The sequence below is a fragment of the Achromobacter sp. K91 genome, assembly GCF_003576205.1.
Lineage (GTDB): Bacteria > Pseudomonadota > Gammaproteobacteria > Burkholderiales > Burkholderiaceae_B > Achromobacter > Achromobacter aegrifaciens.
This window is the reverse complement of sequence record NZ_QWFB01000044.1, coordinates 123,153-148,226: the sequence shown is the minus strand read 5'-3', so window position 1 is coordinate 148,226 and position 25,074 is coordinate 123,153. Positions and strand designations below refer to the sequence as shown.

20 protein-coding genes and 1 pseudogene are annotated in these 25,074 nt (G+C 65.6%); 4 read left to right on the top strand and 17 right to left on the bottom strand.

Annotated features, from left to right (window positions below; genetic code table 11):
- Nucleotides 1-9: 9 nt before the first annotated feature.
- The 5 genes from narJ to DXK93_RS22435 all read right to left on the bottom strand — a co-directional run bounded on the left by narJ (nucleotide 10) and on the right by DXK93_RS22435 (nucleotide 8,805).
- Complete coding sequence (gene narJ / locus DXK93_RS22455; protein WP_054454743.1) at nucleotides 10-657, bottom strand: nitrate reductase molybdenum cofactor assembly chaperone; 648 nt, start codon at nucleotides 655-657, stop codon at nucleotides 10-12.
- Between the two features lie 14 nt (nucleotides 658-671).
- On the bottom strand, nucleotides 672-2,237 hold the full coding sequence (narH, locus tag DXK93_RS22450) for a nitrate reductase subunit beta (protein ID WP_119451155.1): 1,566 nt from the start codon (nucleotides 2,235-2,237) through the stop codon (nucleotides 672-674).
- Nucleotides 2,234-5,974 (bottom strand): nitrate reductase subunit alpha, encoded by a 3,741-nt coding sequence (locus DXK93_RS22445; protein ID WP_119451154.1) that lies wholly within the window; start codon nucleotides 5,972-5,974, stop codon nucleotides 2,234-2,236. Before DXK93_RS22445 ends, narH begins: the two co-directional genes overlap by 4 nt.
- A 154-nt stretch (nucleotides 5,975-6,128) precedes the next feature.
- The gene (locus DXK93_RS22440; RefSeq protein WP_054454746.1) at nucleotides 6,129-7,517 is read right to left on the bottom strand and encodes a NarK family nitrate/nitrite MFS transporter; all 1,389 of its coding nucleotides are present in this window, start codon (nucleotides 7,515-7,517) and stop codon (nucleotides 6,129-6,131) included.
- Between the two features lie 10 nt (nucleotides 7,518-7,527).
- On the bottom strand, nucleotides 7,528-8,805 hold the full coding sequence (locus DXK93_RS22435; RefSeq protein ID WP_054454748.1) for a nitrate/nitrite transporter: 1,278 nt from the start codon (nucleotides 8,803-8,805) through the stop codon (nucleotides 7,528-7,530).
- Between the two features lie 234 nt (nucleotides 8,806-9,039).
- On the opposite strand from DXK93_RS22435, the gene DXK93_RS22430 reads away from it, so the two are divergent.
- On the top strand, nucleotides 9,040-10,290 hold the full coding sequence (locus DXK93_RS22430; protein ID WP_119451152.1) for an NnrS family protein: 1,251 nt from the start codon (nucleotides 9,040-9,042) through the stop codon (nucleotides 10,288-10,290).
- A 3-nt stretch (nucleotides 10,291-10,293) separates the two neighbouring features.
- Here the strand turns inward: DXK93_RS22430 and DXK93_RS22425 are convergent, their stop codons facing one another.
- The 5 genes from DXK93_RS22425 to DXK93_RS22405 all read right to left on the bottom strand — a co-directional run bounded on the left by DXK93_RS22425 (nucleotide 10,294) and on the right by DXK93_RS22405 (nucleotide 13,333).
- Nucleotides 10,294-11,124: a hypothetical protein gene (locus DXK93_RS22425; RefSeq protein ID WP_119451193.1), complete on the bottom strand. Its 831-nt coding sequence runs from the start codon at nucleotides 11,122-11,124 to the stop codon at nucleotides 10,294-10,296.
- Between the two features lie 61 nt (nucleotides 11,125-11,185).
- Nucleotides 11,186-11,392, bottom strand: coding sequence for a hypothetical protein (locus tag DXK93_RS22420; RefSeq protein WP_125470364.1), 207 nt, complete (start codon nucleotides 11,390-11,392; stop codon nucleotides 11,186-11,188).
- Nucleotides 11,393-11,476: 84 nt separating this feature from the next.
- Nucleotides 11,477-11,743, bottom strand: coding sequence for a hypothetical protein (locus DXK93_RS22415; protein ID WP_119451151.1), 267 nt, complete (start codon nucleotides 11,741-11,743; stop codon nucleotides 11,477-11,479).
- A gap of 40 nt (nucleotides 11,744-11,783) precedes the next feature.
- The gene (locus tag DXK93_RS22410) at nucleotides 11,784-12,866 is read right to left on the bottom strand and encodes a flavodoxin family protein (protein ID WP_119451150.1); all 1,083 of its coding nucleotides are present in this window, start codon (nucleotides 12,864-12,866) and stop codon (nucleotides 11,784-11,786) included.
- Nucleotides 12,863-13,333: a low affinity iron permease family protein gene (locus tag DXK93_RS22405; RefSeq protein ID WP_082401036.1), complete on the bottom strand. Its 471-nt coding sequence runs from the start codon at nucleotides 13,331-13,333 to the stop codon at nucleotides 12,863-12,865. The genes DXK93_RS22410 and DXK93_RS22405 overlap by 4 nt, the downstream gene beginning before the upstream one ends.
- Before the next feature lie 116 nt (nucleotides 13,334-13,449).
- On the opposite strand from DXK93_RS22405, the gene DXK93_RS22400 reads away from it, so the two are divergent.
- Nucleotides 13,450-14,535: a calcium:proton antiporter gene (locus DXK93_RS22400; RefSeq protein WP_054454757.1), complete on the top strand. Its 1,086-nt coding sequence runs from the start codon at nucleotides 13,450-13,452 to the stop codon at nucleotides 14,533-14,535.
- 22 nt (nucleotides 14,536-14,557) lie between these two features.
- Here DXK93_RS22400 and DXK93_RS22395 read toward each other — a convergent pair.
- From DXK93_RS22395 to DXK93_RS22370, 6 genes and pseudogenes are all read right to left on the bottom strand, one after another.
- Nucleotides 14,558-15,331 (bottom strand): annotated as a pseudogene (locus DXK93_RS22395) (FAD-dependent monooxygenase); the annotation flags it as partial.
- A gap of 106 nt (nucleotides 15,332-15,437) precedes the next feature.
- A complete protein-coding gene (locus tag DXK93_RS22390; protein ID WP_119451149.1) occupies nucleotides 15,438-17,309 on the bottom strand; it encodes a PepSY domain-containing protein in 1,872 nt (623 codons plus the stop codon).
- Between the two features lie 70 nt (nucleotides 17,310-17,379).
- Nucleotides 17,380-19,854: a TonB-dependent siderophore receptor gene (locus DXK93_RS22385; protein WP_119451148.1), complete on the bottom strand. Its 2,475-nt coding sequence runs from the start codon at nucleotides 19,852-19,854 to the stop codon at nucleotides 17,380-17,382.
- A 120-nt stretch (nucleotides 19,855-19,974) separates the two neighbouring features.
- Nucleotides 19,975-21,027, bottom strand: coding sequence for a FecR family protein (locus DXK93_RS22380; protein WP_119451147.1), 1,053 nt, complete (start codon nucleotides 21,025-21,027; stop codon nucleotides 19,975-19,977).
- Between the two features lie 2 nt (nucleotides 21,028-21,029).
- On the bottom strand, nucleotides 21,030-21,692 hold the full coding sequence (locus tag DXK93_RS22375) for an RNA polymerase sigma factor (RefSeq protein WP_119451146.1): 663 nt from the start codon (nucleotides 21,690-21,692) through the stop codon (nucleotides 21,030-21,032).
- Between the two features lie 99 nt (nucleotides 21,693-21,791).
- Nucleotides 21,792-22,259, bottom strand: coding sequence for a YMGG-like glycine zipper-containing protein (locus DXK93_RS22370; RefSeq protein WP_119451145.1), 468 nt, complete (start codon nucleotides 22,257-22,259; stop codon nucleotides 21,792-21,794).
- Nucleotides 22,260-22,560: 301 nt separating this feature from the next.
- Between DXK93_RS22370 and DXK93_RS22365 the strand changes: the two genes are divergently transcribed.
- Complete coding sequence (locus tag DXK93_RS22365; protein WP_147400261.1) at nucleotides 22,561-23,286, top strand: hypothetical protein; 726 nt, start codon at nucleotides 22,561-22,563, stop codon at nucleotides 23,284-23,286.
- Here the strand turns inward: DXK93_RS22365 and DXK93_RS22360 are convergent.
- Nucleotides 23,283-24,128: a DUF4189 domain-containing protein gene (locus DXK93_RS22360; RefSeq protein WP_054454772.1), complete on the bottom strand. Its 846-nt coding sequence runs from the start codon at nucleotides 24,126-24,128 to the stop codon at nucleotides 23,283-23,285. The two genes, DXK93_RS22365 and DXK93_RS22360, sit on opposite strands and share 4 nt — an antisense overlap.
- 370 nt (nucleotides 24,129-24,498) lie before the next feature.
- On the opposite strand from DXK93_RS22360, the gene DXK93_RS22355 reads away from it, so the two are divergent.
- Nucleotides 24,499-25,062 (top strand): hypothetical protein, encoded by a 564-nt coding sequence (locus tag DXK93_RS22355; RefSeq protein WP_054454773.1) that lies wholly within the window; start codon nucleotides 24,499-24,501, stop codon nucleotides 25,060-25,062.
- The last annotated feature ends 12 nt before the right edge of the window (nucleotides 25,063-25,074 follow it).

Sequence of the window (25,074 nt, the reverse complement as noted above, 5' to 3'; positions counted from 1 at the left end):
CCTGAAGATTTAATGAGCCGCGGGCGCGCGGGGATAGAAGCGCACGGTCTGCGCGCCATCGCCCGAGAACGGCCGCAGTAGCGGTTCCACGCCGTCCGCGCCTATGCCGAACGTTTCCATCGCCTCGTCCATGTCGCGCACGGGCGCCTCGGTCTGCTCGCGCGGAATCACGCGGGATTGCGCGCGCAACACCGCGAAAATGCAGGCGTAGGGGCTTTCGCCCTTGGCCAGGCGCGCACCGATGGCGGCCAGCACGTGGATGGCGTCGTCCAGCAGATCCTGCGCCTGGGCCGGGTCGATGACGCCCAGGAACTCCAGGAACAGCGGCACATGGTCCGGCAATTCGGACACCACCGGCTCGAAACCGTGCTCGCGGTAGGTATCCAGCAGGTCCACCATGGCCTGGCCGCGGTCGCGGCTTTCGCCGTGCACATGCTCGAACAGATGCAGCGAATGCGAGCGGTTGCGGTCGAACGTGGCGACGTAGTTCTCCTGCAGCGCGATCAGGTCGTTGGTGGCCAGGTAGCCGACCAGCGGCTGCAGGGTTTCCTCCGCGTCGGGATAGTCGGCCAAGGCGGTCTCGACTTCGCCCAGCGCGTCCAGCAGCTCGGGTTCCGGGTAGCACAGCAAGGCGGAAAGCAGACGGTACAGACTCATGTTTTTCTCCTTTCCTAGACCGAGGCGGCCTTCTTGCGGGATTTCGGCATCTCGATGAAGATCTCGCTGCCCTGGGGCTTGCGTCCGAACAAGGTGCCTTCCGACACCCCGCCCGAGCAGCCGTTGCCAAAGGTGAAGCCGCAGCTGCCCTTCTCGTTGAAGCTGTCCTCGACCACTTCCTTGTGGCTGCTGGGCACCACGAAGCGGTCTTCGTAGTCGGCGATGGCCATGATCTTGTACATGTCCTGCACGATGGCCTCCGTCAACCCGACCTGGTCCAGCAAGGCCGTGTCGCGTTCGCCGTGCACGGTCTCGGAGCGCTTGTAGGCGCGCATGGCCAGCATGCGTTCCAGCGCCTGCACCACCGGCGCTTCCTTGCCCGCGGTCAGCAGGTTGGCCAGGTAGCGCACCGGGATGCGCAGGCTGTACACATCGGGGATCATGGCGCTCTTGCCCACCGTGCGGCTCGGCATCTGGCCGGACTCGGCGGCCGTCTGGATCGGCGACAGCGGCGGGATGTACCAGACCATGGGCAAGGTGCGGTATTCCGGATGCAGCGGGAAGGCGACGCGCCACTCCACCGCCATCTTGTAGACCGGCGACTTGCGGGCGGCTTCGAGCCACGATTCCGGGATGCCCTGTTCGCGCGCGGCGGCAATCACCTCGGGCGAATGGGGGTCCAGGAACAGGTCCAGCTGCGACTGGTACAGGTCCTGCTCGCTGGCGGTGGACGCGGCGTGCTCGATCTGGTCGGCGTCGTACAGCATCACGCCCAGGTAGCGGATGCGGCCCACGCAGGTTTCCGAGCACACCGTGGGCTGGCCGGCCTCGATGCGCGGATAGCAGAAGGTGCACTTCTCGGCCTTGCCGCTGCTCCAGTTGTAATAGATTTTCTTGTACGGGCAGCCGGAGATGCACATGCGCCAGCCGCGGCACTTGTCCTGGTCGACCAGCACGATGCCGTCGTCTTCACGCTTGTAGATGGAACCGGACGGGCAGCTGGCGACACAGGCCGGGTTCAGGCAGTGCTCGCACAGGCGCGGCAGGTACATCATGAAGGTGTTCTCGAAGGTCGAGTACATCTCCTTCTGCACGCCCTCGAACAAGGCGTCGCGGCTGCGTGCGCTGAATTCGCCGCCCAGATCGTCTTCCCAGTTCGGACCCCAATGGATCTTGTCCATCTTCTTGCCGGTCAGCACCGACACCGGACGCGCGGTGGGCGGCGTCTGCGACAGCGGCGCCTTCTGCAGGTGCTCGTAGTCGAAGGTGAACGGCTCGTAGTAGTCGTCGATCTGCGGCAGGTTCGGGTTGGCGAAGAGATTGGCCAGGATGCGCAGCTTGCCGCCCTGGCGCGGTTCCAGCTTGCCGGCGGCGGTGCGCTTCCAGCCGCCCTTCCACTTTTCCTGGTTCTCCCATTCCTTGGGATAGCCGATGCCGGGCTTGGTTTCCACGTTGTTGAACCAGGCGTACTCGACGCCGTCGCGGCTGGTCCAGACGTTCTTGCAGGTGACCGAGCAAGTGTGGCAGCCGATGCACTTGTCCAGGTTCAGCACCATGCCGATTTGGGCGCGTATCCTCATGATTGCTTCTCTTCTTGTTGCGTTTCAACCAGCGGACCTTCCAGCCAGTCCACCTTCTTCATCTTGCGCAGCACCACGAATTCGTCGCGGTTGGCGCCCACCGTGCCGTAGTAGTTGAAGCCGTAGGCCTGCTGGGCGTAGCCGCCGATCATGTGCGTGGGCTTGAGCACCGTGCGCGTGACCGAATTATGGATGCCGCCGCGCTTGCCGCTGGTTTCGGCGCCCGGCACGTTCACGATCTTTTCCTGTGCGTGGTACATCAGGCACATGCCCACCGGCACGCGCTGGCTCACCACCACCCGCGCCGTCAGGGTGCCGTTCACGTTGAAGACTTCGACCCAGTCGTTGTCGACCAGCCCGGCCTGCTTGGCCTCGGCTTCCGAAATCCACACGTGAGGACCGCCGCGGCTCAGCGTCAGCATGCGCAGGTTGTCCGAGTACGTGCTGTGGATGCCCCACTTCTGGTGAGGCGTCAGCCAGTTCAGGACCAGTTCCTTCTCGCCATTCGGGTAGCGGCCCAGCATGGGCGCAACCGTCTTGGTGTCGATGGCCGGCTTGTACACGCAGGAGCCTTCGCCAAAGTCCAGCATCCAGCGATGGTCCTGGTAGAACTGCTGCCGGCCGGTCAGCGTGCGCCATGGGATCAGCTCGTGCACGTTGGTATAGCCGGCGTTGTAGCTGACCTCTTCGCTTTCCAGGCCCGACCAGGTGGGTGCGGAGATGATCTTGCGCGGTTGCGCCTGGATGTCGCGGAAGCGGATCTTGTCGTGCTCGCGGCCGATGGCCAGGTGTGCGTGGTCACGCCCGGTGATCTTGCCCAGGGCTTCCCAGGCCTTGACCGACACGTGGCCGTTGGTCTCGGGCGCGAAGGTCAGGATCATCTCGGCCGCATCGATGGCGGTGTCGAGCTTGGGCCGGCCCTGGCTCACGCCCGGCTCGGTCACGGCCTCGTTGATGCCGGCCAGCTCATGCACCTCGTGCTCGGTGTTCCAGTTGATGCCCTTGCCGCCGTTGCCCAGCTTGTCCAGCAACGGCCCCACCGACGTGAACTTGCGGTAGATGTCGTTGTAGTCGCGCTCGACCACGGTCATGTTGGGCGCGGTCTTGCCGGGAACCAGGTCGCATTCGCCCAGCTTCCAGTCCTTGGGTTCGAAGGCCTGGCCCAGTTCTCCCGGGGTGTCGTGCATCAGAGGAGTCAGCACTACGTCGCGGCGCTTGCCCAGGTAGGGGCCGCCGATTTCGCTGAACTTCTTGGCCAGCAGCTTGTAGATCTCCCAGTCGGTCTTGCTTTCCCACAAGGGCTGCACGGCTTCGCTCAGCGGATGGATGAACGGGTGCATGTCCGAGGTATTGAGGTCGTCCTTTTCGTACCAGGTGGCCGTGGGCAGCACGATGTCGCCGTACAGGCAGGTGGTGCTCATGCGGAAGTCCAGCACCGTCAGCAGGTCCAGCTTGCCTTCGGCCGCGTCTTCCTGGTAGGTCACCTCGGTGGGCTTGATCGCCTCGGTTTCGTCGCCGAACACCGCGTTCTGCGTGCCCAGCAGGTACTTCAGGAAATACTCATGGCCCTTGCCGCTGGAGCCCAGGATGTTGGAGCGCCACACGAACATGTTGCGCGGGAAGTTGGCCGGATCGTCCGGGTTCTCGCACGACATGCGCAATTCGCCCGACTTGAGCTGCTCTGCGACGAATGCCACCGGATCCTTGCCCTGGCTTTCGGCCTGCGCCACCACGTCCAGCGGATTGGTGCGCAATTGCGGCGCCGACGGCAGCCAGCCCATGCGCTCGGCGCGGGCGTTCAGGTCGATCATGCTGAGGTCGCCGTAGCGGCCCCGGTCTGCCGTCGGACCCAGGATCTCCTGGACGTTCAGCTTTTCATGGCGCCACTGGCTGGTATGCGCATAGAAGAACGAGGTGCCGTTCATCTGGCGCGGCGGACGGACCCAGTCCGCGGCGAAGGCCAGCGGGGCCCAGCCGAACTGCGGACGCAGCTTTTCCTGGCCCACGTAGTGCGCCCAGCCGCCGCCACTCTTGCCCACGCAGCCGCACATCATCAGCATGTTGATGATGCCGCGGTAGATCATGTCCATGTGGTACCAGTGGTTCAGGCCGGCGCCGACGATCACCATGGACTTGCCTTCGGTGTCGTGGGCATTCTGCGCGAATTCGCGCGCCACCTGGATGACCTGCGCGCGCGGCACGCCGGTATGCTTTTCCTGCCAGGCGGGCGTGTAAGGCACGTCATCGTCATAGGAACTGGCGACGTTGCCGCCGCCCAGGCCGCGGTCCAGGCCGTAGTTGGCCATCTGCAGGTCGTACACCGTGGCCACCAGGGCTTCGCTGCCGTCGGCCAGGCGGATGCGGCGCGCCGGCACATTGCGCACCTGCAGCTCGCCATGCTCGCTGCCGAAATACGGGAAGCCCACGCCGACCACGGCGTCGGATTGGTCCAGCAGGCTCAGCGTGGGTTCGATCTCGCGGCCGCTGCCGCCGTCCTTGGACTCCAGGTTCCAGCGGCCGACCTTTTCGCCGCCGTTGACCGCGCCCTCGCCCCAGCGAAAGCCGATGCTGCCGTTGGGCGCGACCAGGTCGCCGCTCTTGGCGTCCAGCACCAGCGTCTTCCAATCGGGGTTGTTCTGTTCGCCCAGCGCGCCGTCCAGGTGCGAGGCGCGCAGGAAGTGGTCCGGCGCGTAGAAGCCGTCGCGCTCCTTCAGCTGCACCAGCATGGGCATGTCGGTGTAGCGGCGCACGTAGTCGCGGAAGTAGTCCGACGCGCCGGAGAGGTGGAATTCCTTCAGGATCACATGGCCCATGGCCATCGCCAGCGCGGCGTCGGTGCCCTGCTTGGGCGCCAGCCAGATATCGCCGAATTTGACCATTTCACCGAAGTCGCTGGACACGGCCACCGTCTTGGTGCCCTTGTAGCGGACTTCGGTGTAGAAGTGCGCGTCCGGCGTGCGGGTCTGGGGCACGTTGGAACCCCACACCATCAGGTAGGTCGAGTTGTACCAATCGGCCGATTCCGGCACGTCGGTCTGTTCGCCCCAGATCTGCGGGCTGGCGGGCGGCAGGTCGCAGTACCAGTCGTAAAAGCTCAGGCAGGCGCCGCCCAGCAGGCTGAGGTAACGCGCGCCAGCGGCGTAGCTGACCATGGACATGGCCGGGATCGGCGAAAAGCCGATCACGCGGTCAGGGCCGAACTTCTTGATCGTCAGCGCGTTGGCGGCGGCCACGATTTCCATCGCCGTATCCCAGTCGGCGCGCACAAAGCCGCCCAGTCCGCGCACGGCCTTGTAGCGCTTGGCGCGCTTGGGATCCTGGCTGATCCACTCCCAGGCCGCGATCGGGTCCATGGTCTTGCGGGCCTCGCGCCACATTTCCATGAGGCGACCGCGGATCATCGGGTACTTCACGCGCTGCGCCGAATACACGTACCAGCTGTACGAAGCGCCTCGCGGACAGCCGCGGGGCTCATGGTTGGGCAGGTCCGGCCGCGTGCGCGGGTAGTCGGTCTGCTGGGTTTCCCAGGTGATCAGGCCGTTCTTGACGTAGACCTTCCAGGAGCAGGAGCCCGTGCAGTTCACGCCGTGCGTCGAACGCACCACCTTGTCATGCTGCCAGCGCGCGCGGTAGGCGTTTTCCCACTTGCGGTCCTCGTTGACCGTTTCGCCGTGACCGTCCGCGAAGGTGGACTTCACCCGCGACATGAACTTCAAGCGGTCCAGAAAATGGCTCATTCTCTATTCTCCAAGAGCGCCGGTCCGGCCGGCGCGTACTGCGATCAATGCTGTTGAATCCATTGTGGGCGCGGCCCGCCTGCCGGACCATTCGCCGGTGGCACAGGCCGGGCGCGGCAGAATGACTAGTCACTCCGGCCGCGTCCGTTTCGCTCTAGCAAGGCACCGGCGCATTGCGGCGGGCGTAGTACCACCAGGTGATGACCATGCAGGTGGCGTAGAAGCCGATGAAGCAATACAGGGCCGCCTGCACGCTGCCGGTCATCTCGAGCGAGGTGCCGAAGCTGCGCGGGATGAAGAAGCCGCCGTATGCGCCGATCGCGCCCGAGAAGCCCAGCACCGCGGCCGACTCCTTGGCGGCGTCCGCCTGGGCCTGCTTCTGCGCCGCGGCGCCCTTGCCTTCGGCCGCCTGCGTGCGTTCACGCAGGAAGATCACGGGAATCATGCGGAAGGTCGAACCGTTGCCCACGCCGGTCAGCGCGAACAGCACGATGAACATGGCCAGGAAGCCGTTGAAGTTGCCGGGCTGTCCGGCGACCGGCAGGAACATCACCACGCCCAGCACCGCGACGATCATCGCCGCGAAGGTGAACAGCGTGACCCGCGCGCCGCCCAGCTTGTCCGACACCCAGCCGCCGAACGGCCGCGTCAGCGAACCCACCAGCGGGCCGAGGAAGGCATAGGCCATGGGGTCGACCTGCGGGAACAGCGTCTTGGTCAGCATGGCGAAGCCGGCCGAAAAGCCGATGAAGGAACCGAAGGTGCCCACGTACAGCCAGCACATCAGCCAGTTGTGCTTGCGCTTGAAGATGACGGCCTGGTCCGCGAACGAGGCGCGGGCATCCGCGATGTCGTTCATGCCGAACCACGCGGCGATCGAGGCCAGCGCAATGGGGATCACCCAGATGAAGCCGGCGTTCTGCAGCCACAGGTTCTGCTGCGCGCCATTGGCGTTGATGACCTGGGGCTCGCCGCCCGCCACGCCGAATACGCCGATGGAGATCACCACCGGCACCACGAACTGCACCAGGGACACGCCCAGGTTGCCGATACCGGCATTCAGCCCGGTGGCCAGGCCCTTCTTCTCCTTCGGAAAGAAGAAGCTGATGTTGGCCATGCTGGAACTGAAGTTGCCGCCGCCCAGGCCGCACAGCAGCGCCAGGATCAGCAGCGTCGGGAACGAAGTCGTCGGGTCGCGCAGGGCGAAGCCCATGCCCAGCGCCGGAATCAGCAGCGAAGCCGTGGAAATGGCCGTCCACTTGCGCCCGCCGAAGACGGGCACCAGGAAGGAATAGAAGATGCGCAGGGTCGCGCCCGACAGCGCGGGCAGCGCCGTCAGCCAGAACATCTGGTTCTTGGACAGCATGAAGCCGGCGCGGTCCAGATTGACCACCACCACGCTCCACAGCATCCAGATGCTGAACGCCAGCATCAGCGCCGGAATGGAGATCCAGAGATTGCGGTTGGCGACGCGGGCGCCGGTCTGCTTCCAGAAACCGGGATTATCCGGCTCCCAGCGCGCAAGGACTTGAGTGGAAGACATAGGGATACTCTCAGGAGGTGGTGGAGGGAGAGGCGGCGTGTTGCCGGGCAATGGCCGCGCTTTCCGGCCGGAAACTGAAGTGCATGAAGATGAGGGAGACGCAGACGGTGCCGTACAGCAGCATGAAGGCGCTGGAGCGGACGCCCGTCAGGTCGAGCAGGATCCCGAACATGATCGGCAGCACAAAGCCGCCCAGCCCGCCGGCCAGGCCGACGATGCCGGAGACGGCGCCGATGTTTTCGCCGAACTCGTCCGAGATGAACTTGAAGACCGAGGCCTTGCCGATGGCCATGGCGATGCCGACCACGAACAGCAGCACGGTGAAGGTGACCGGCCCCAGCGCGATGCCGAAGCTGCGCGGGCCGTTGGCCGTCACGATGGTGAATTCCGTCTGCGGATAGCTCAGCAGGAAGAACGCCACCCAGCACACCCACATCACCCACCAGGTGGTCTTGTAGGCGCCGTAGCGGTCCGAGATCCAGCCGCCGACGGCGCGCAGCACGCCCCCGGGCAGGGAGAAGCAGGCTGCCAGCAGCGCCGCCAGCTTCATGTCGAAGCCGTATTCGCCGATGTAGTACTTGGTCATCCACAGCGCCAGCGCCACGTAGCCGCCGAACACCACCGAGTAGTACTGGCAATAGCGCCAGACGCGCGGGTCCTTCAGCATGGCCATCTGGGCCGACAGGCTGGCGCCGCTCTTGACGCGGTGCGCGGGGTCGGAAGAAGAGAACAGCCAGAACAGGATGGCCGTCACCAGGAGCGCCACGGCATAGACCTGGGGCACGATGACCCAGGCGCCGCCCGCCGCCGCGATCAGGGCGGGGGCCACGAACTTGGTGATGGCCGAGCCCGAGTTGCCGGCGCCGAACACGCCCATCGCGAGGCCCTGCTTGTTGCGCGGGAACCAGCGCGCCACGTAGGGCGTGCCGACCGAGAACGAGCCGCCAGTCAGGCCGACGAACAGCGCCAGCACCAGGAACTGCCAGTACTCGGTGGCGTAGGACAGCAGCCAGATCGGCACCACCGCAAGCAGCATCAGGATGAAGAACACCGGCCGGCCGCCGTAGCGGTCCGTCCAGATGCCCAGCGGCACCCGCACCAGCGAACCGGTCAGCACCGGCATGGCGGCCAGCAGGCCGAACTCGGTTTCGGACAGGCCCAGTTGCTGCTTGATGGGAATGCCCAGCACCGCAAAGATCATCCACACCGCGAAACAGATGGTGAAGGCGAATGTGCTTGAAATCAGGACCCGCATCGGCGCGCCGGCGGAAGGTTGACTTGCTGCCATGGTTACTCTCGCTTTACTCACGAAGACATGTGGCTAGCCTAGGCATGGCGGGCCTTGCGGACCATTCGCCAGCCGACCAGAAGCCCCTTGCCGATGTGACTAGTCACCCCTTTCCTGGCGGCCCGGCTTGCGCTGGATCAAGCGGCCGCGCTGGCGGCAACGCGCGGGAGGCATTAATATGCATTTCAAATACACCTTTAAACGCGAAGCCGAAACGGCGCCGCGACTGCCCTCATGAGCACGCTGCTTAGCATCGAAGAACCCGCCGCTGCCCCTCCCCGTCCGCGGCCCCAATGGCGCGCCTTCACGGAAATGGGCTTCCGGCCGCTCTACCTGGCCGGCTGCTTCTGGGCGCTGGCGTCCGTGCTGCTATGGGTGCATGCGCCGGCACGCCTCACGGGCGTGTTGAACGGCATGTTCTGGCACGCGCACGAGATGCTGTGGGGCTTCGTCGCCACCATCGCGGTGGGCTTCCTGCTGACGGCGGGCGCCAATTGGACCGGCAAGAACCCCTTGCGCGGCACGCCCCTGGCCATCTTGTGCGCGGTGTGGATCGTGGCGCGCGCGGGCTATCTCGTACCCGGACGTCCGGCTTTCGTGGTGGCCGCGTCGGCGGATCTGCTGTTCTTCCTGTGGGCCGCGGGCGCGCTGGGCCGCGCCGTCGCCGTCACGCGCAACCAGCGCAACTACGGCATACCCTTCCTGCTGCTGGGCCTGGCCGCCACCAACGCGCTCTACCTCTGGGCCTCGGTCCAGGGCGACTACTTTGCGCTGATGCGCTACTTCAATGCCGGATTGCTGTGCATGGCGGTGCTGACGCTGCTGATCGCGCGCCGGGTCATCCCCTTCTTCGCCAAGCGCGCCGTGGCGGGACTGGACATCCCGCCGCACACCCGCAGCGGCCACTGGCAGCTGGGTACGGGCATCGTCGCCATCGCCTGCCTGCTTGCCGGCCAGCCGCAAGCTGCGGCGCTGGCGCTGGCCGCGACCGGCTTGATCGCCCTGGCGCAATGGATATCCTGGAAGCCCTGGGCGGTGCGCAAGGTGCCGCTGTTGTGGATCCTGTATGCGGGGTATTGCGGCCTGGGCATCGGCCTGCTGGCAGGCGCGGCGCAATTGGCCGGCTATGTGCTGCGGCCCGCCTGGCCCGCCCACGTGATCGGCGTGGCCGGATTCTCGGTGCTGATCCTGGGCATGGTCACGCGCACCGCGCTCGGCCACCTGGGCCGGCCGCTGCAGACCGACCGCAGCATGGTGTTGAGCTATGCGCTGATGATTCTGGCGGCCCTGCTGCGCCTGGCCGCCCTGCTCCCGACCGCCGCCACCATCGGCTTCCTGCATGCCTCGGCGACCGCCTGGGCGCTGGCCTTCGCGCTATACCTTTGGCGCTTCTTCCCGATGATGATCCGGCCGCGGGCCGATGCGGGCAAGACGGCCGCGCCGGTGATGAAGGTGGTGCCGGTCGCTCGGCGTCCGGCCGCCTGAGCCTCAGCCGCGCCCCTCGCGCCGGCGTGTGGCCGCCAGCTGCTGCTTCATGGCCTTGAGCCAGGCCTTGACCTGCTGCATGTCGACGAACTGCGACAGCTCGAATTCGAGTTCGCCTATGTATTCCTCGGCATCGGCGATCTCCGCGTCCAGGTCTTCCATCAGTTCGGAAGGGTCTATGGATTGCGCGGGATCGAAATGGTACTTGGCCTTGAAGCCGTCTTCCGCGGCTGCGATTTCGCCGGCCAGCTTGGCGAGCTGCGCGCCCAGCGCCTGGATGTACTGCGCGTAGCGTTCCTCATCGACGCCAGCCAGACGATCGGGACCGGCAGCGGCCAAGGCTTCGATTTCCGCCAGCGTTTCGGGCGCGGGTGCGGGGCTATCGCCCGCCGCCCGGGTCAGCAGCGCTTCGGCATCGTCCTCGTCCTGTCCGTCTTCCGCGCCGGCGTCGTAGTCCGAGCCGGCATGCTTGAGATACAAGGCCTTCAGCCGGTCCGTGTCGCACTCGGCCGGCGTGCCATCCAACACGATGGCGTCCAGCGTTTCCTGTGCCAGCTGCGCAGCGATCTCCGACGCCAGGGCGCGTTCCGCCTTGGTCAGTTCCTTCTGCTTGCAGGCATGGTCGAAGCAGGCCACCAGCTTGGCCTTCAGTTCGACCTCGACCGTCTCCAGCGGCGCCAGCACGTCTTCGTATTTCTTCTGGTATTCCGGCAGCACGGCCTGCCAGCCGCGCAGGCGGGCGCGCTGCGCTTCGAGCGTGCGCACGAACGACTCGAATCTCTGACGTTGCGGCGTTCCGGATGCCGGCTGCGCGGCGGACGTGTTTTCTTGCATGGAGGGAACCTGGGCAGGCGGCGCCATAGGCGCCTTGAAATGATCGGAGCGCCATTTTAGGTTACCTGTCCGCCGAACCCTCGGCGGCGTTGTCCTTGGACGTCGTGTCGGCGGGCTCGATGTCCTCGTCGGGCACCTCATCGCCTTGAGCGCTGTCGTTGGCGTCATCCGGATTCTGCGCCGGCGGCCGATGGGCTGGGGTCCCGGGCGGCGGCACGGACGCCATCGTTATCGGATGCAAAGCCAACTCGAATTGGATCTGGGGCATCGCAGCACCTATCAGGAAGTGCGGCGAAATCCGCCGCAGCCCGGTATCAGCAAGCGCCATGCCACAACGCCCGCGCAAGAGGCGTCAGAACCGTGGATTCTTGCCGAACGGCACTTCCGTGTCTGTCGGCTTCTCGAACGACGCGGTATCCCCGTTCAAGTCCGCGACGTGGATCTGGGCCAGCCGCGTCGCCTCGTCTATCGCAACCTGGGCCGAGGCGAAGCGCTCCTCGACGGCTATCCGCTCCTGCGGCGCTCCCGCCGCCGGCGGCACCAGCACATAAGCGATGCTCCAGCTGCCCTGATGCTCAACCGGACGCTCGAGCTCGAAATCCCAACTGGCGTGTTCCATAGGGGCCTCCTGTCGAATCCTGCCTTCATGCTACTGCGGTTTACTTCGGCCTGGGATCGCGGATGCCCTGATCCAGTCCCTCGAATTCGCCGCGCCGCAGGCGCGGCAGGAAATTGGCCATGGCCTGCGCCACGTTGCGCACTTCCTGCTGCACCGCCTGGTCCTGGTCCAGGTCGTCGTGGCTGGTGGCATACGGGCGGTAATAGCTGATGTAGCGGTCCAGCCGCGACGCCGCGCCCGCGTCCATCAGCCCCATCCAGTCCAGCCAATCGGCCAACCCGCGCCGCTGCGCCTCGACGCCGGCCACGTCTCCATGCACCACCAGGCCGTAGGCGCGGCCGGCCAGATGCTTGGGGTATGGCCAACCGGCAAGCTCGACCTGTTTGGCTTTGAGCGGATCCTTGCCGCCAGTCAGCGTGGGATCGGGATTGCCGCCGTCGGCGCACACCAGCCTGTCTATCATCAGCTTCAAGGGGCTGGGCGATTGGTACCAGTACGTGGGCGCCACCAGGATCACGCCATGTGCCGCGACCCATTGCTCATAGATCCCGGCCATGGCGTCGTTGGACTGTCCCAGCGAGTGGTTCGGATAGCAGCTGCATGGCCAATGGCACAGGGGCATCGCGGTCGACACGCAGCCCTTGCAGGGATGGATGCGGTACTCATATTCGGAAACCAGGCGGCTGAGATCCAACAGGTCCGTCTGCACGCCGGCCGTCTGCAGCTCATCCAGGACGAGGCGCGCCAGCCGCCAGCTCTTGGAGACCTCCCCGGGACAGGTGCCGTCATTGCGCGCGGCGCCGACGATCACCAGGACGCGAGACGGGGTGTCCGGATCGCGCTGAACTGCCTCCGCGCGCTCCAGGCGGTCGCGCGTTTCCTTCCACTCCTGGGAAAGATCGTAATCGGGATCGGCGTAGCCCTGGCCGGCTTTCACCGTGACAGGCGCCTTGCGCCCTGCTTCGTAGCCTTCCCAGGCAATCGCTTCCAGGCGCTCCAGCGCGTCGCGCTCGGCCTCGAAGGCCGGATCGTAAAAGCGCCGCATGAAGCGCAGGCGGAATTCTTCCCGCGCTAGCGGGCCGTCGTACTGGCCCTTGCGGACCGTGAGCTTGATTCCGATCATGGCTGCCTCCTTTTGCGGGCGCGGCGGCGGCGTTCCTGCCTGGCGCGAGCGGTACAGGCCGCGGCCAGGGCGAGCAGCTTGTCTTCGTCCAGGCGCTCCGCGTCGACCAGCCCTTCGTCCGCGCCCTCCAGCGCAATAAGCAATTCATCGAGTTTGAGGTGCAACGCCTCGCTGTCCTTGTTCTGGCTTTGTTGAATCAGGAACACCATCAGGAATGTGACTATGGTCGTGCCGGTATTGATCACCAATTGCCACACTTCGGAATAGCCGAACGCAGGACCGGAGGCCCCCCACAGCACAACAGTGATGACCGCCAATCCGAAGGCGATGGGCGACCCCACCCACTTGGTCACATGCGCGGCAAAATGATCAAAGAAGCGCGCTACCGGATGGTCAGCACCGCCCGCGTCGGGTGCAGCCGAACGCTTCGGCGCCGGACGCCGCCTGGGTACGCGAGTGTTGAGCATGCTGGCCCCCTTGCTCCACGGGACATCCTGTTCAGCAAGTTCCGTGCCCGCCCCCGGCCAGGGAAAGAAGACATGCGGCGTGCTAGGCTGACAGGATTGCGGCCGGCGGAGCCCAGATGAAATCCATTCTGCAGTCCGAAAAGCTCCTGTTGCTGGCCTGCGCGCTGGCCGCCGCCGGATACCTGGCCGATTCCGGCGCAAGCGGTTACGGCCGCCTTGCCAGCCTGGTCGAGACTGCCGTTTTGATCACCGCCATCCTGGCCGCTTCGCTGAGCGTCGCCCGCCACGCCGAGCGTGTCGCGCAGAAGCTTGGCGACCCTTACGGCAGCATGATCCTGACGCTATCCGCCGTGCTGGTCGAGGTCATCGTGCTGGCAATCGTGTCCACCAAGGCCCACTCACCCACGCTGGTGCGCGACAGTATCTATTCGGCCGTCATGCTGGACATCAACGGCATCCTGGGCGTAGCCGCCCTGATCGGCGGTTTCAAGCACGGCGAGCAGGCATACAACGACGATTCCGCCCGAACTTACAGCGTGATGATCCTGACCGCGGTTACGGTCTCGATGATCATTCCCGAGTTCATTCCGCAGTCGCGCTGGCGCGCGTATAGCAGTTTCACGATTGCGGCCATGCTGCTCCTGTACGGCGTGTTCCTGCGCATGCAGACCGGCCCGCACAGCTACTTCTTCAGCTACAGCTATCCGGACAAGAAAACCCGCAGGCCCCTGCCAACCTCAGGCTACCCAACCCGAGGCCAATCGGCGGCGGTCATGGCGATCGGCATCATTGCCGTGGGCGCGCTTGCCGAACTGATGTCCCATTCCCTCGATCGCAGCCTGGAAGGCATCGAAGTGCCTCCTGGCTTGGTGGCACTGATCGTGGCCGGCATTTCCGCCGCGCCGGAAATGCTGACCGCATTGCGCGCGGCGCTCGCGAACCGGATGCAATCGGTGGTCAATATCGCGCTTGGCGCTTCGTTGTCCACGGTGATACTGACCGTGCCGGCGATGGAGGCCCTGGCCTTGATCACAGGTCAGCGCATCGTCATGGCCATGACGCCGGCGCAGACATTGATGATGCTCGTCACCCTGCTGGTGGCGGCAATCAACCTCAATGACGGCCAGACCAACGCGATCGAGGGCATGACCCATTTCATCCTGTTTGGCACCTTCCTCATGCTGCTGGGACTGGGCTTGTAGCGTTCTGACCTGGCTCAGGCGTTCAGATGCGGGCCAGGGGGCCGAATCCGGCGCCGTGAACGGGCGCGCCGCTCCCGAGTCCGGGCATAGGCAACTCTTGGGCCCAACCCGCCGCCAGGGCTTGCGCAACATGCACGGGATCTGCCGTCCTGGCGTGCTCGTTGCGGATGCGGCAGGTCTGCGGGTCCATGGCGAACAGGCCGCGCGCAGATACCCGCGCCTGTTCGATCAACTGCGTGGTCTTGGGAATGCGTATCTGCGCAAATTCACTCAGAGCCGCCGCCAGGCCCGCGTCCGGGCCGTTCAGGCATCGGGCCAGGTGCCAGGCATCCTCCAGCGCCTGGCACGCGCCCTGCCCCGAGGTCGGCAGGGGCGCGTGCGCGGCGTCGCCCACCAACAGCACGTTGCCCCGGCTCCAGCTTGTCAGGGGATCGAGGTCGTGCACGGCGATCAGGCGGATGGCGTGCGCCGGCGTCGCGCGGATGATGCGGGCGACAGGGTCGGGCCATTTCCCGAACAACGCCTCGACCTCCTGGCGCAGGTCCGCCGCAGGCCCGGCCGCGGACAAGGGCCGCGCCTGCGCGCCCGCCCAGTAGACCAGGCCCGGCCGCACCGCCACGGCGCCAAAGCGCTCGCCCGCGCCCCAATAGTCCTGGATGGCGATTTCGTCGACCAGCACACCGTCCGCCTGCGCCACGCCTATCCAATTCACGAAGCCCTGATAAACCGGCGCGTTGTCTCCCGCGACGAATCGGCGCGCCACCGAATCCATGCGGCCATCGGCGCCGATGATCACGGCGCGGGTTCGGGCGCTGCTGGAATTGATGCAGGCGCGGCTGGGTGCGATGGGCCGCCGTTCCTGACGTTTCCCATCGGTAGCCAACGGATAGCGCAACCCGCCCTTATGGGCGCAGACCGAGTACCAACGCGCCAGATGCCAGGCTGGCCACCGCGATCAGCGCCCAAGCACGTTGCGCGCTGCGGGCGCCGAACACGCCTACGCCGATCGCCGTGTATACGACAAAGCTCAAAAGCGTTCCGCCGAGCACGCCGGCAGCCGGCGAGGCGCCGGCCCTGGCAGGCCACGCCAGCGCCAGGACCGACATCGCCAGGGCGGACAACAGGTAGCCGCCCGCTGCCGCAGCCATCACGCGGCTCGCGATTCCCCAGCGATAAACTGCATCATCGTGGCTGGCAGGAGGCGCTTTGCGCGACGGCGGCGCGGCGACCGCCGGCACAGCCTTCCAGCGCCGCCCCAGCGCATGAGCCATGCAGGCAAGCAGCAGGCCAAACCCGAGCGCAGTGATCTCCACTGCCGCCTGCGGCCATTCTCCCCGGGCTGCATAGGTCCATGCATGCCGGCCCGTCGTCACCCAGTTCAATAGCGGCAGCCCCAGGCAGAGCACGGCAGCCGCAGCCAGTTGCTCGATCCATGCGCTGCGCGGCGCGCGCAACAGCGCATGGACCAGGGTCGCGGCCCACACGGCGAAGAAAATGCGAATCTCCCAGGCGCTGCGTTCCGGCCAGGCGGCGGGGATCAGGCGGTTGCCGTAAAAGTAGGCGATGCTTGCCACGGCGACGCCCGCCAGCGCCGCCACGTTCAATGCCTCCACGCAACGGTAGACCCGCGCCGTGCCCCTCCCGAATTCATGCTCGCTCTTCTTGCGCCGCTTGATGGAGTACAGCAGCGTGCCGATGGCGATCATGGCGGTTCCCATCAGGCCGCTGAAGAAATACAGCCACTTGATGGTCCATCCGCCGAAGTCGGCCTTGTGCAGGGTTTCGATCGTCTCATGGACCTGCTTTGCTTCAAACCCCTCGTGATGAGCGGGCACGACCTGCAAGACCGCTCCGCTCGCGCCATCGAACACGACGCGGCTGGCATCTGTGAGCAGGCGCGGGGCGGCGCCGGCCAGGGGCTTGCGGCCGGACACCAGGACGATGCCTCGCGCATCGCCGGGACGCTCTATCGTGAGGCGCGCCGCTTCCTGCCCGGTCAGTTCGCGCGCGCGCGACAGCAACGGGTATAGATCCGGAACCCCGTCCAAACCCGGCCCCGCGATGCGCGGCACAGGCTGCGCTGGCGCAAGCTCGGCCTGGTAACGGCGATAGGCGCCGGCGTCTCCGCCATACGCCGCATGCAGCGGCCAGGGCATGTAACTGGTGTAGAAGAACGCCAGGCCCGTGTAGCCGATCATGAAGAGGAACGGCAGCGTCAGCACCGCCGTGGCGTTGTGCGCGTCCAGCCAGCTGCGCAGTCCCTTGCCCGGACGAAAAGTGAAAAAGTCCTTGAAGATGCGCTTGTGCACCACCACGCCGGAGACCAGCGCGACCAGCATGCACATGGATATCCAGCCCACCAGCCAGTAGCCCGGCAAGCCGCCGTGCAAGGTGTAGTGGAAGGACATGAAATGCCGGCCGCCCTCGGTCTCGCGGATCTGGGGCGGCGGCTGCACCGCGCCCGTGCGCGAGTCCAGCCAGATCTCTTGGCGTGCGCCGTCGTCGGTGCGCCAGGAAAGTTGCGCCGGCCAGCCGGGCCGGACCGGCAGGGAGATGTCCCAGGCGGAAGCCGCCGCCGCGCGGGACGACAGCTCCTGCGTGGCGCGCGGCAGCCACTGCCGGGCGTCCACGGCCGCGGCAGCGGGATCGGCCGGCGGCCCTGCTTCCATCCAGCGCGTGATGGGTTCCCGGAACACGCTGAGCGTGCCGGTCAGGAAGATCGCGCACAGTAGCCAGCCGCAGGTCAGGCCGCACCAGGTGTGCAGCCATGACATGCTTTGGCGAAATCCCCCTTTCACAACCGGGTCCGCAGGACGCCGTGATCATCGGCCGACACGCGGCCGGTCACAGCGTACCCCGCAAGGTCAGCATCACGTTGCGAGGCTCGCCGTAGTGGTTGCCGCGCCGGATCTGGCTGACCATGCCGTAGTAGTCCTTGTCGAACACGTTCGCCACGTTCAGGCTGGCGGACCAGTGCTTGTTGATGCGATAGCCCGCGCGCAGGTCCCACACCGCGCGGCCGGGCGCGCCCATCCGCACCGACATGTCGTCATAGGCCTTGTACGAGTAGCCGCTTTGCGCCGACACGCCGCCGCCGACGCTGAAGGCGTTCCAGCGCCCCGGCAGCTGGTACGTGGTGGACAGGCGGAACAGATGGCGCGGGGTTTCCGCGCTGATCGTCTCGCCTTCGTCGTCGCGGCTGGTGACGTAGGTGTAGCCGGCCATCACTTGCCAACCCGGCGACAGTTCCCCGCTGGCTTCCAGTTCAAAGCCCTTGCTGCGCAGCGTCCCGCCGTTGCGATAGCAATTGGGCGAGGCCAGCGAACCCGGGCAGTTTCCGGGGGCAGACAAGTCCTCCACTGCGATGCCGGACTTCTTCACGGTGAATACCGCTGCGGATACGTTCAGGCGTCCGTCGTAGAGTTCGCCCTTCACCCCCGCCTCGTAGTTGGCGCCGATGGACGGGTCCAGCGGCTTGCCCGAAGACGTTACGTAGGTGCTCTGCGGCTGGTAGGTGTCCGCATAACTGGTGTAGACCGACCATTGCTGGTCCAGGTCGTAGACCAGGCCGGCATAGGGCGTGAATTCGTGCTTCTGCTCATAGTCCCGGGTCATCCTGCCCGTCAGCCCATCGTCGGACCGGTACTTCAGCCAGCTGAACTTGCCTCCCAGCAGCAAATGCAACGGGTCCGCCAATTGCAGGCGCATGCTGCCGTACAGGCTGGTCTGCTCCAAACGCGACGTTTCCTTGCTGCCCCACGCTGGACGCGTGGGCTCAGGAATGGAGGAATGGTCCGGGTCGTACACGTTGATGGGCGAGTCGCTGTCCAGATTCGCCGACTTCTGGTTGACGCGCTGGCGCGACCAGCTGGTGCCAAGCAGAATCTGGTGCGTGCCGCCCAGCGCCTGGAAACTGCCCGTGGTGTTCAGATCGATGCCATCGCTTTTCACGCTCGCATTGTTGAAATAGATGGTATAGAAGCTGGAACCCACGCCGGTCGCCCGATCCACGCCGCCGACCGGAATGGCCACGCGCTGATCCAGGTCGACCTCGGTGTGATTGAGCGACAGGCGCACTTTCCAGTCCTTGTCGAGCCGGTGCTCGGCTTCGGCGAACACTTCGTTCACCTGGCCCTTCTGCCGGTTCCAATCCTGGATCAGCGAGGTCGAGCGCGAAACGTCCAGCGCGCCGCCGTCGGTATAGCGCGGTAGGCCGAACAACCAATAGCCGTCCGTATCGGTGGCCTGGTGGCGCGCCCCGAACGTCAGCGTCGTGTCGCGCCCGAGATCGGCGTCGATCACGCCGTAGACCAGGGGCGATTTCGACTTCGTGCCATCGTAGAAGTAATGGCGGTCCTGATAGGCGGTCACCAGGCGGCCGCGCACCGTGCCGGACTCGTTGAGCGGGCCGCCGCCATCGAGTTCCATGCGGTAGTTGTCCCAGGATCCCACCGTGGTGGAGCCCTCGAAATGGCCTTCGCCGCGCGGACGCTTGCGCACCATGTTGATCGCGCCGCTGGGATCCGCCGAGCCCAGCATCAAGCCGGCCGCGCCGCGCAGCACTTCCACACGATCGAAGACAGCGGTGTCGATGGGCAGCCAGCCCACCGGGGCATAGACCACGCCGGCCACGCCGTCGACCAGGTAATTGCTGTCGTCCACCGTGAAGCCGCGGATCGAGAACTTGTGGTTGCCGAAGTTTCTTGCCGTCTTGGTCACGCCGGTGGTCTGCGCCAGCGCCTCGTCCAGCGTGGTCAGGTTCTTGTCGTCCAGCAGCTGGCGCGTGAGCACGCTGACCGATTGCGGCGTCTCCTTGACCGACTGTGTCATCTTGCTGATCGTGATGGCATCGCTCGTGTATGAGCCGGTTCCTTCGGTGGTGGGATTGCCCACGCCGCTGCCGGTGACTGTCACCGACTGCAGCGTGACAGCATCGCCCGAGGCTTGCCCGACCACCGTCAAGGTGTACACATTCGGCCTGGCGCTGTTCACACGCACGTTGCTACCGGACAGCAACTGGTCCAGCGCTTCCCGCGGCGTGTAACGGCCGTTGACCGCTGGCGAGCGTTTGCCCGCCACCACGGCCTCGTCGAACAGCACCTGATGCCGGGACTGCTCCGAAAACATCCTCAAGGCATGCTCCAGCGGCTGAGCCGGAATGCTGAAATCCACCTGCGACGCTTGCGGCTGCGCATGCACCGCAGCGGGCCATGCCAGCGCAGCCAGCGCGCCCGCCACCATTGCCGGCATCGCCCTGAGCTGCATGCCCGTCGTCAACGCGCCGCCAACAAGCGCGCCCTTCAACAATCCCCGTCCCATTCCCGCTCCATCGTTGTTGGCCGCTACCGGCCTTGCGGGAGTAAACGGATTCCGGGGCGGGATTGGGAACCCGCACACCACATGCGAATAAAAATAATTTTCAGGCAGGCGCCTGGACGCTCAGCGATCCAGGATCAGGTAGCCGCCGTCGGGCGCGCGCTTGACCTGCACCGGGAGCAGATCCGGCAAGGCTTCCAGGAATGCGGCGGGCGCATTGGTCGCGGCAAAGCCCGAGACCGGCAGGGACTTCAGGCCCGGGCTGGCCAGCGCCACCGGCTTGCCCAGGTACTGCGCGACTTCCTGGACCACTTCGCCCAGCGGCGTGCGCCGGTACACCAGACGGCCATTGCGCCACCCGCCCACGCCGTCCGGCACCGCTGCCACTGCCTGATAGGTGGCGTTTCGCGCATCCACGGTCACGCCTTGCTCGGCGTTCAGCGACAATTCCGGCGTGGCCTTGTCGCGATCGGGCTGCACACGCACACGGCCATGCGACACCTTGACGACGACCTGATCCGGGGTGTTGCGCACATTGAAGGCCGTGCCCACCACGGTGATCCGGCTTTGCCGTGCATCGACGGTGAACGGACGGCTGGTATCCGGCGCCACGTCAAAGAACCCTTCGCCCTGGTTCAGCACCAGCTCGCGGCGCCGCGGGTAGTAGCGGACCTCCAGCGTGCTGCCGAAATTCAGCGCGACATGGGAGCCGTCGGGCAGGTCCAGCTGACGCACCTCTCCCGCCGCCGTGTTCACGCTCAACACATAACCGGGCGTGTTGTCCCAGCGATACCAACCGTAGCCGCCGCCCACGACCAGCGCCGCACAGGCGGCGGCGAAGGTCTTCGAAAAGACGGGTTGCCCCAGCAGCGCGCCCCAGAAACGCGGCTGGGTGGAGGCCTTCCACGAGGCGCGTCGCGGCAAGCGCGGGGATGGACGGCTGGCCGCCTGCGCGTCGCGGGCCAAGACGGGGCGAGGCGCCTGCGACAGGTCATCCCAGGTTCGCGATACCCGCGAATAGGCCTGCCGATGCGCGGGCTGGGCGGCCAGCCAGGCATGCAATTCCTGCTCATCAGCGTCCGACCAGCTGGCGTCCTGGCGACGCACCAGCCATTCAGCCGCCGCTTCGTGCAAGGCGAGCGTGTCCGGCAAGGCAGAGGAAGACGGTTCGGTCATGACTAGGCGGAGTCGCTATTGTTGTTCTTGTCCAGGCCGGCGTCATCGCCAGCGGGCCGATGCAATTGCTGCATCTGGGCAACCGTAGCATAGTGCACGCGGACCTCGCAGTAAGCGATTGCCCGCGCCAGATGCTTGACCACCATGCGCCGCGATATCTGCATGCGGGCGGCGACTTCGTCCTGTGTCAATCCATCGAAACGGCTCAGCACAAAGGCTTCGCGCTGGCGTTCGGGGAGTTCCTGCAAGGCCTCGCCCAGGCGCGCCAACCGTTGCTGATGCGCGGCAGCGCGCATGGGACATGAAGCATCGCCCGCCGCCAGGGCCCGCACGCCCTCTTCCGCTTCATCGAGCGACACGGTCTGCAGGCGCCGCCCCGCCTTGCGCTCGCGGAATTCGTCCGCCACGCCGTTCAATACCGTCCTGCGCAGGTATGCGCCCTGCTCATCGGAAGAATCCAGCGCGGGATTGGCCGCCACCCATTTGACGACGCCATCGTGCAGCGCGTCCTCGGCGCTGCCGATGCTGCCCTTGAAGCGGGCCAGGCCGCGCATGAGCGGCAAGCGCCAGCGCGCATAGGCTTTGGCGATCGCGCTGGAATTTCCGTTCTGGTCGTCGGCGGATGCGGGCGTCGTGTCGGACGCCAGCAAAGGGTTGCGGCTCATGCGGCGCGGGTCGGTTGAAAGTGGCCGGATTGTACTGAGATTTATTCTCAGTCGCAATGCAGCGCACCCCCAGCCCGTTCACCGGTCAACCCTCGCGCCTCACGGCGCCACTTGATACCCGCGCTGCTGCATGCAATTGCTATATGTGGAGGCCGCTGCCGCATTCTGTTGCGACGCTTCGGCGCGATCCTGGCGGCGGTCCTGGCGTTGCCGCGAACCGCCCACGACCATCCCTGCCGCCGCCGCGTCTTTCGCCTGGTTCTGCCGGTACTGCTGCTTGGCATCGTCGCTCATCCGGTCGTAGACCTCCTCGTGCTGATTGCCGCGCACGCTGGCTGCCGCCGCACCCGCAGCCGCGCCCGCAGCGGCGCCACGGACCCGTCCGCCGGATTTAGGATCGTTCGTGCTGGTGCTGGCGCCGCTGCCTGCCAAAGCCTGGCATGCGCTGATGTCCTGCTGGGTGGTTTGGGGCGATTGCCCTTTGAGCGGGGTTACCGTCTGTGCGGTGGCGCACAGGCAGAACAAGGAAAGAAGCGTTGCGGTACAGGGGCGTATGGACTTTTTCATGAAAAACTCCATTGAAGGCAAGAAACCCACCACCTTCGAGTTTAGCGCCGCACATCGAAGCCAGCCCAGGAACTGCGCAGCGAAATCCTATGCCAAATGCCTGATTAACGCTGAAACCGCTTGATTGATGAACGGATTTGGCATTCCGGCAAGCTGGAACAATGCGGGGCGCGACCTGGAGCGGGTTGGAATATTGAAGCAGGCAGCCTTGCTGCACGTAAGCACTTCAGTAGTGTGAGCAATAGATCAAGCGCAGCTTCGCCGCTCCTTTTGGCCATCCATTTCCAGGCACCCACGGACCGTGACAAGCAACAATCTACGAGAGATTATTCATTCGCTACGCGAACGGCTGACCACCGGCAGGCTCGGCGCCGGCATCGTCAGTTCGATGACTGGCATGCTTGCCGCTGCCGGATACGAATACGACGTGGCCCGGTTTCCCGCGCTTCCTTCCAACCACGCCTGGCCCACCGATTTGCAGGACGCTCCGCAATCCCTGGCTGAGGCCCTGCTGTGGAAAATGGGCAAGTGGGAAGTCTATAGATCGTTCGTCGCATATGTCGCCGATGCCAACAGCGCGCCAAAGCCCACCGACGTTGTTTTCTACGCGTTCGCAAAGCATCTTGCGAATTCATCCCGGCCCATCTACGACCAGCACGCCCTGCGCGCGCTCTGGGCCATCGACAGCAGCATGACCCATGGCCAGATCGGACTATGCCGCAGCCTCCTGGCCACTAGGGATGGAAAATGGAAAGCCTCGGCCAGCGGCGCAAGCACGTCCGAGGGATATCAACTCTATCTTGATCGCGTGGAGCGGATCCGCGATGAGAGCCTGACTCTGGATGCGCTCGACAAATTGCTGATGCCGCTGGGGCAGGCCCTGAAGCAACACACCGCAGACCGGGCCGACAAAGAGCGCACCACGCACATCACCGAGTTCAACCGGCTCGCCGGTCTTGCGAGTGACGCCACGCGCCGCCGCATGACATGCCTGGACGCCCCACGGCCTCCAGGCCCCGGGGCTTAATTCGCCTTCTCGTCCTCGCCCTTGTAACCGCTGATATAAGCCCGCCCCGAGCAGCGCACGAAGGCCACGCAGGTCAGGCCGCCGCTCTTGGCGTCGCAGGTGGCGCGCGCTTCGTTGCGCGCGGCCACGGGGTCGGGATTCTTCGCGGTAAAGCTGGTGCCGCGGCCCTTGCTGCCCTTGCCCCAGGCCATGCCGACGCAGGTGTCGGTATAGGTGAGCACCGTGCGGCAGCCCACGCAGTCTTCCCACTTGAGCAAGGCGTCGACCGCTTCCTTCTCGCTCGGATAGCCATCGGCATAGGTCAGCTGGCCCGAGTCCTTCTCGGCCACGGAGCCCCAATAGCCGCGCGAATCCAGCTTGGCCGACAGGGCTTCGAGCTGGGCGGGCGTGGCGGTGTCGGGCGCCTTCAGGTCGGCTTCGCTGTAGCCCGGGCCGACGCACAGGGGCATGACGGCAAGCTTGCACTTGCCGTCGGCGCTGTCGTTGGTGCAGGTGCGGATGGCCTTCTTCGCGGCGACCTCCGACGACACGCTGGCGCCCCAGAACAGGTCGCCGCGCGAATTGCGCGAGAATGCCACGCAGCTGTCAGAGAATGAGGTGACGCTCTTGCAGCCCTTGCCCCCGGCCTTGTTGCACTTGGCCAGCGCGGCGTCCTGCGCTTCCTTGGTGGAGGTTTCGGGCATGACCCAATACAGCTTGGCGTGCGCTTCGTCGGTGGCCACGGCGCCGTACAGCGTGTCGGCATGCGCCGCTGGGGCAGCCAAGCCCAGCGCCAGCGCGCCTGCGCCGGCCAATGCGGCCACGGTGGAACGGAACTGAACGAGCAATCGCGCGAGCATCATGGGTGTGCAATATCCAGTGGTTGTGGCGCCGTGCGCCTCGCGATCTGCCATCGCCAAGGTGCCCCCCGGGGCGCAGAACGCGCGGATCGTAGCACGTTACAGTTTGTCTTCCTCTCCCCGCTTTCTCACGTTTCCAGGTATTACGTAACCAATTTTTCAGCGGGAGAAAGCCGATGCGCCACTATTTTTTCGTTAACATTCTGCCCTCGCAGCGCAGCGTCAGACGACCGCCTGCAGGTGTACGCCGCACTGCCAGCGCTCGGGCGCCGCGATACGACTAGTCACGAAACGAAACTAAAACAAGACAAAATCTTGCGGCCGCTGAATTATGTTCCGGCACGCCGGATCTTTGAGGGAGCTAGGGCTCAGCATGAATAAATCGCGACTCCGTTCGACCTGGTTGCTGGGCCGCGCCCTGCCGGCGGCCCTGGTCCTTGCCGCCTTGGCCGGCTGCGCGCCGATGCCCACGGGCGGCAGTTCCACGCTGCCGTCGCTGACCAATATCTTCTCGTCCGGGCTATCGTTCTCGCCCAGCGTGAACGTGGCCAAGAACATGAAGGGCCGTCCGGTCGGCGACGCCATCACGGCGCTGGGCGAACCGTCGAAGAAGCGCGGCGTGGGCAACACGATGGAGCTCATCTGGTCGGACTACCAGACCGCGCCCTATACGGAATGGGTCTCGACCGGCACCTCCCAGCAGGTGGTGGGCATGATTCCGGCCACCTCGACCAGCGCCGCGACCCCCGTCTTCCAGAACACCAACCACGGCTATTACAACAACCGCACCAAGGTCTACGAATGCACCGTGGTGATGCGCATGCAGAACAGCGTCATCATCGACAGCCAGGTGGACGGCAATGTCTGCCCCGAATTCATCGCCGCGCTGCGCAAGTGGGCGGGCGAGCGTGAAGCCAACAACTACCGCAGCAATTAAGGCAGCGCCCCC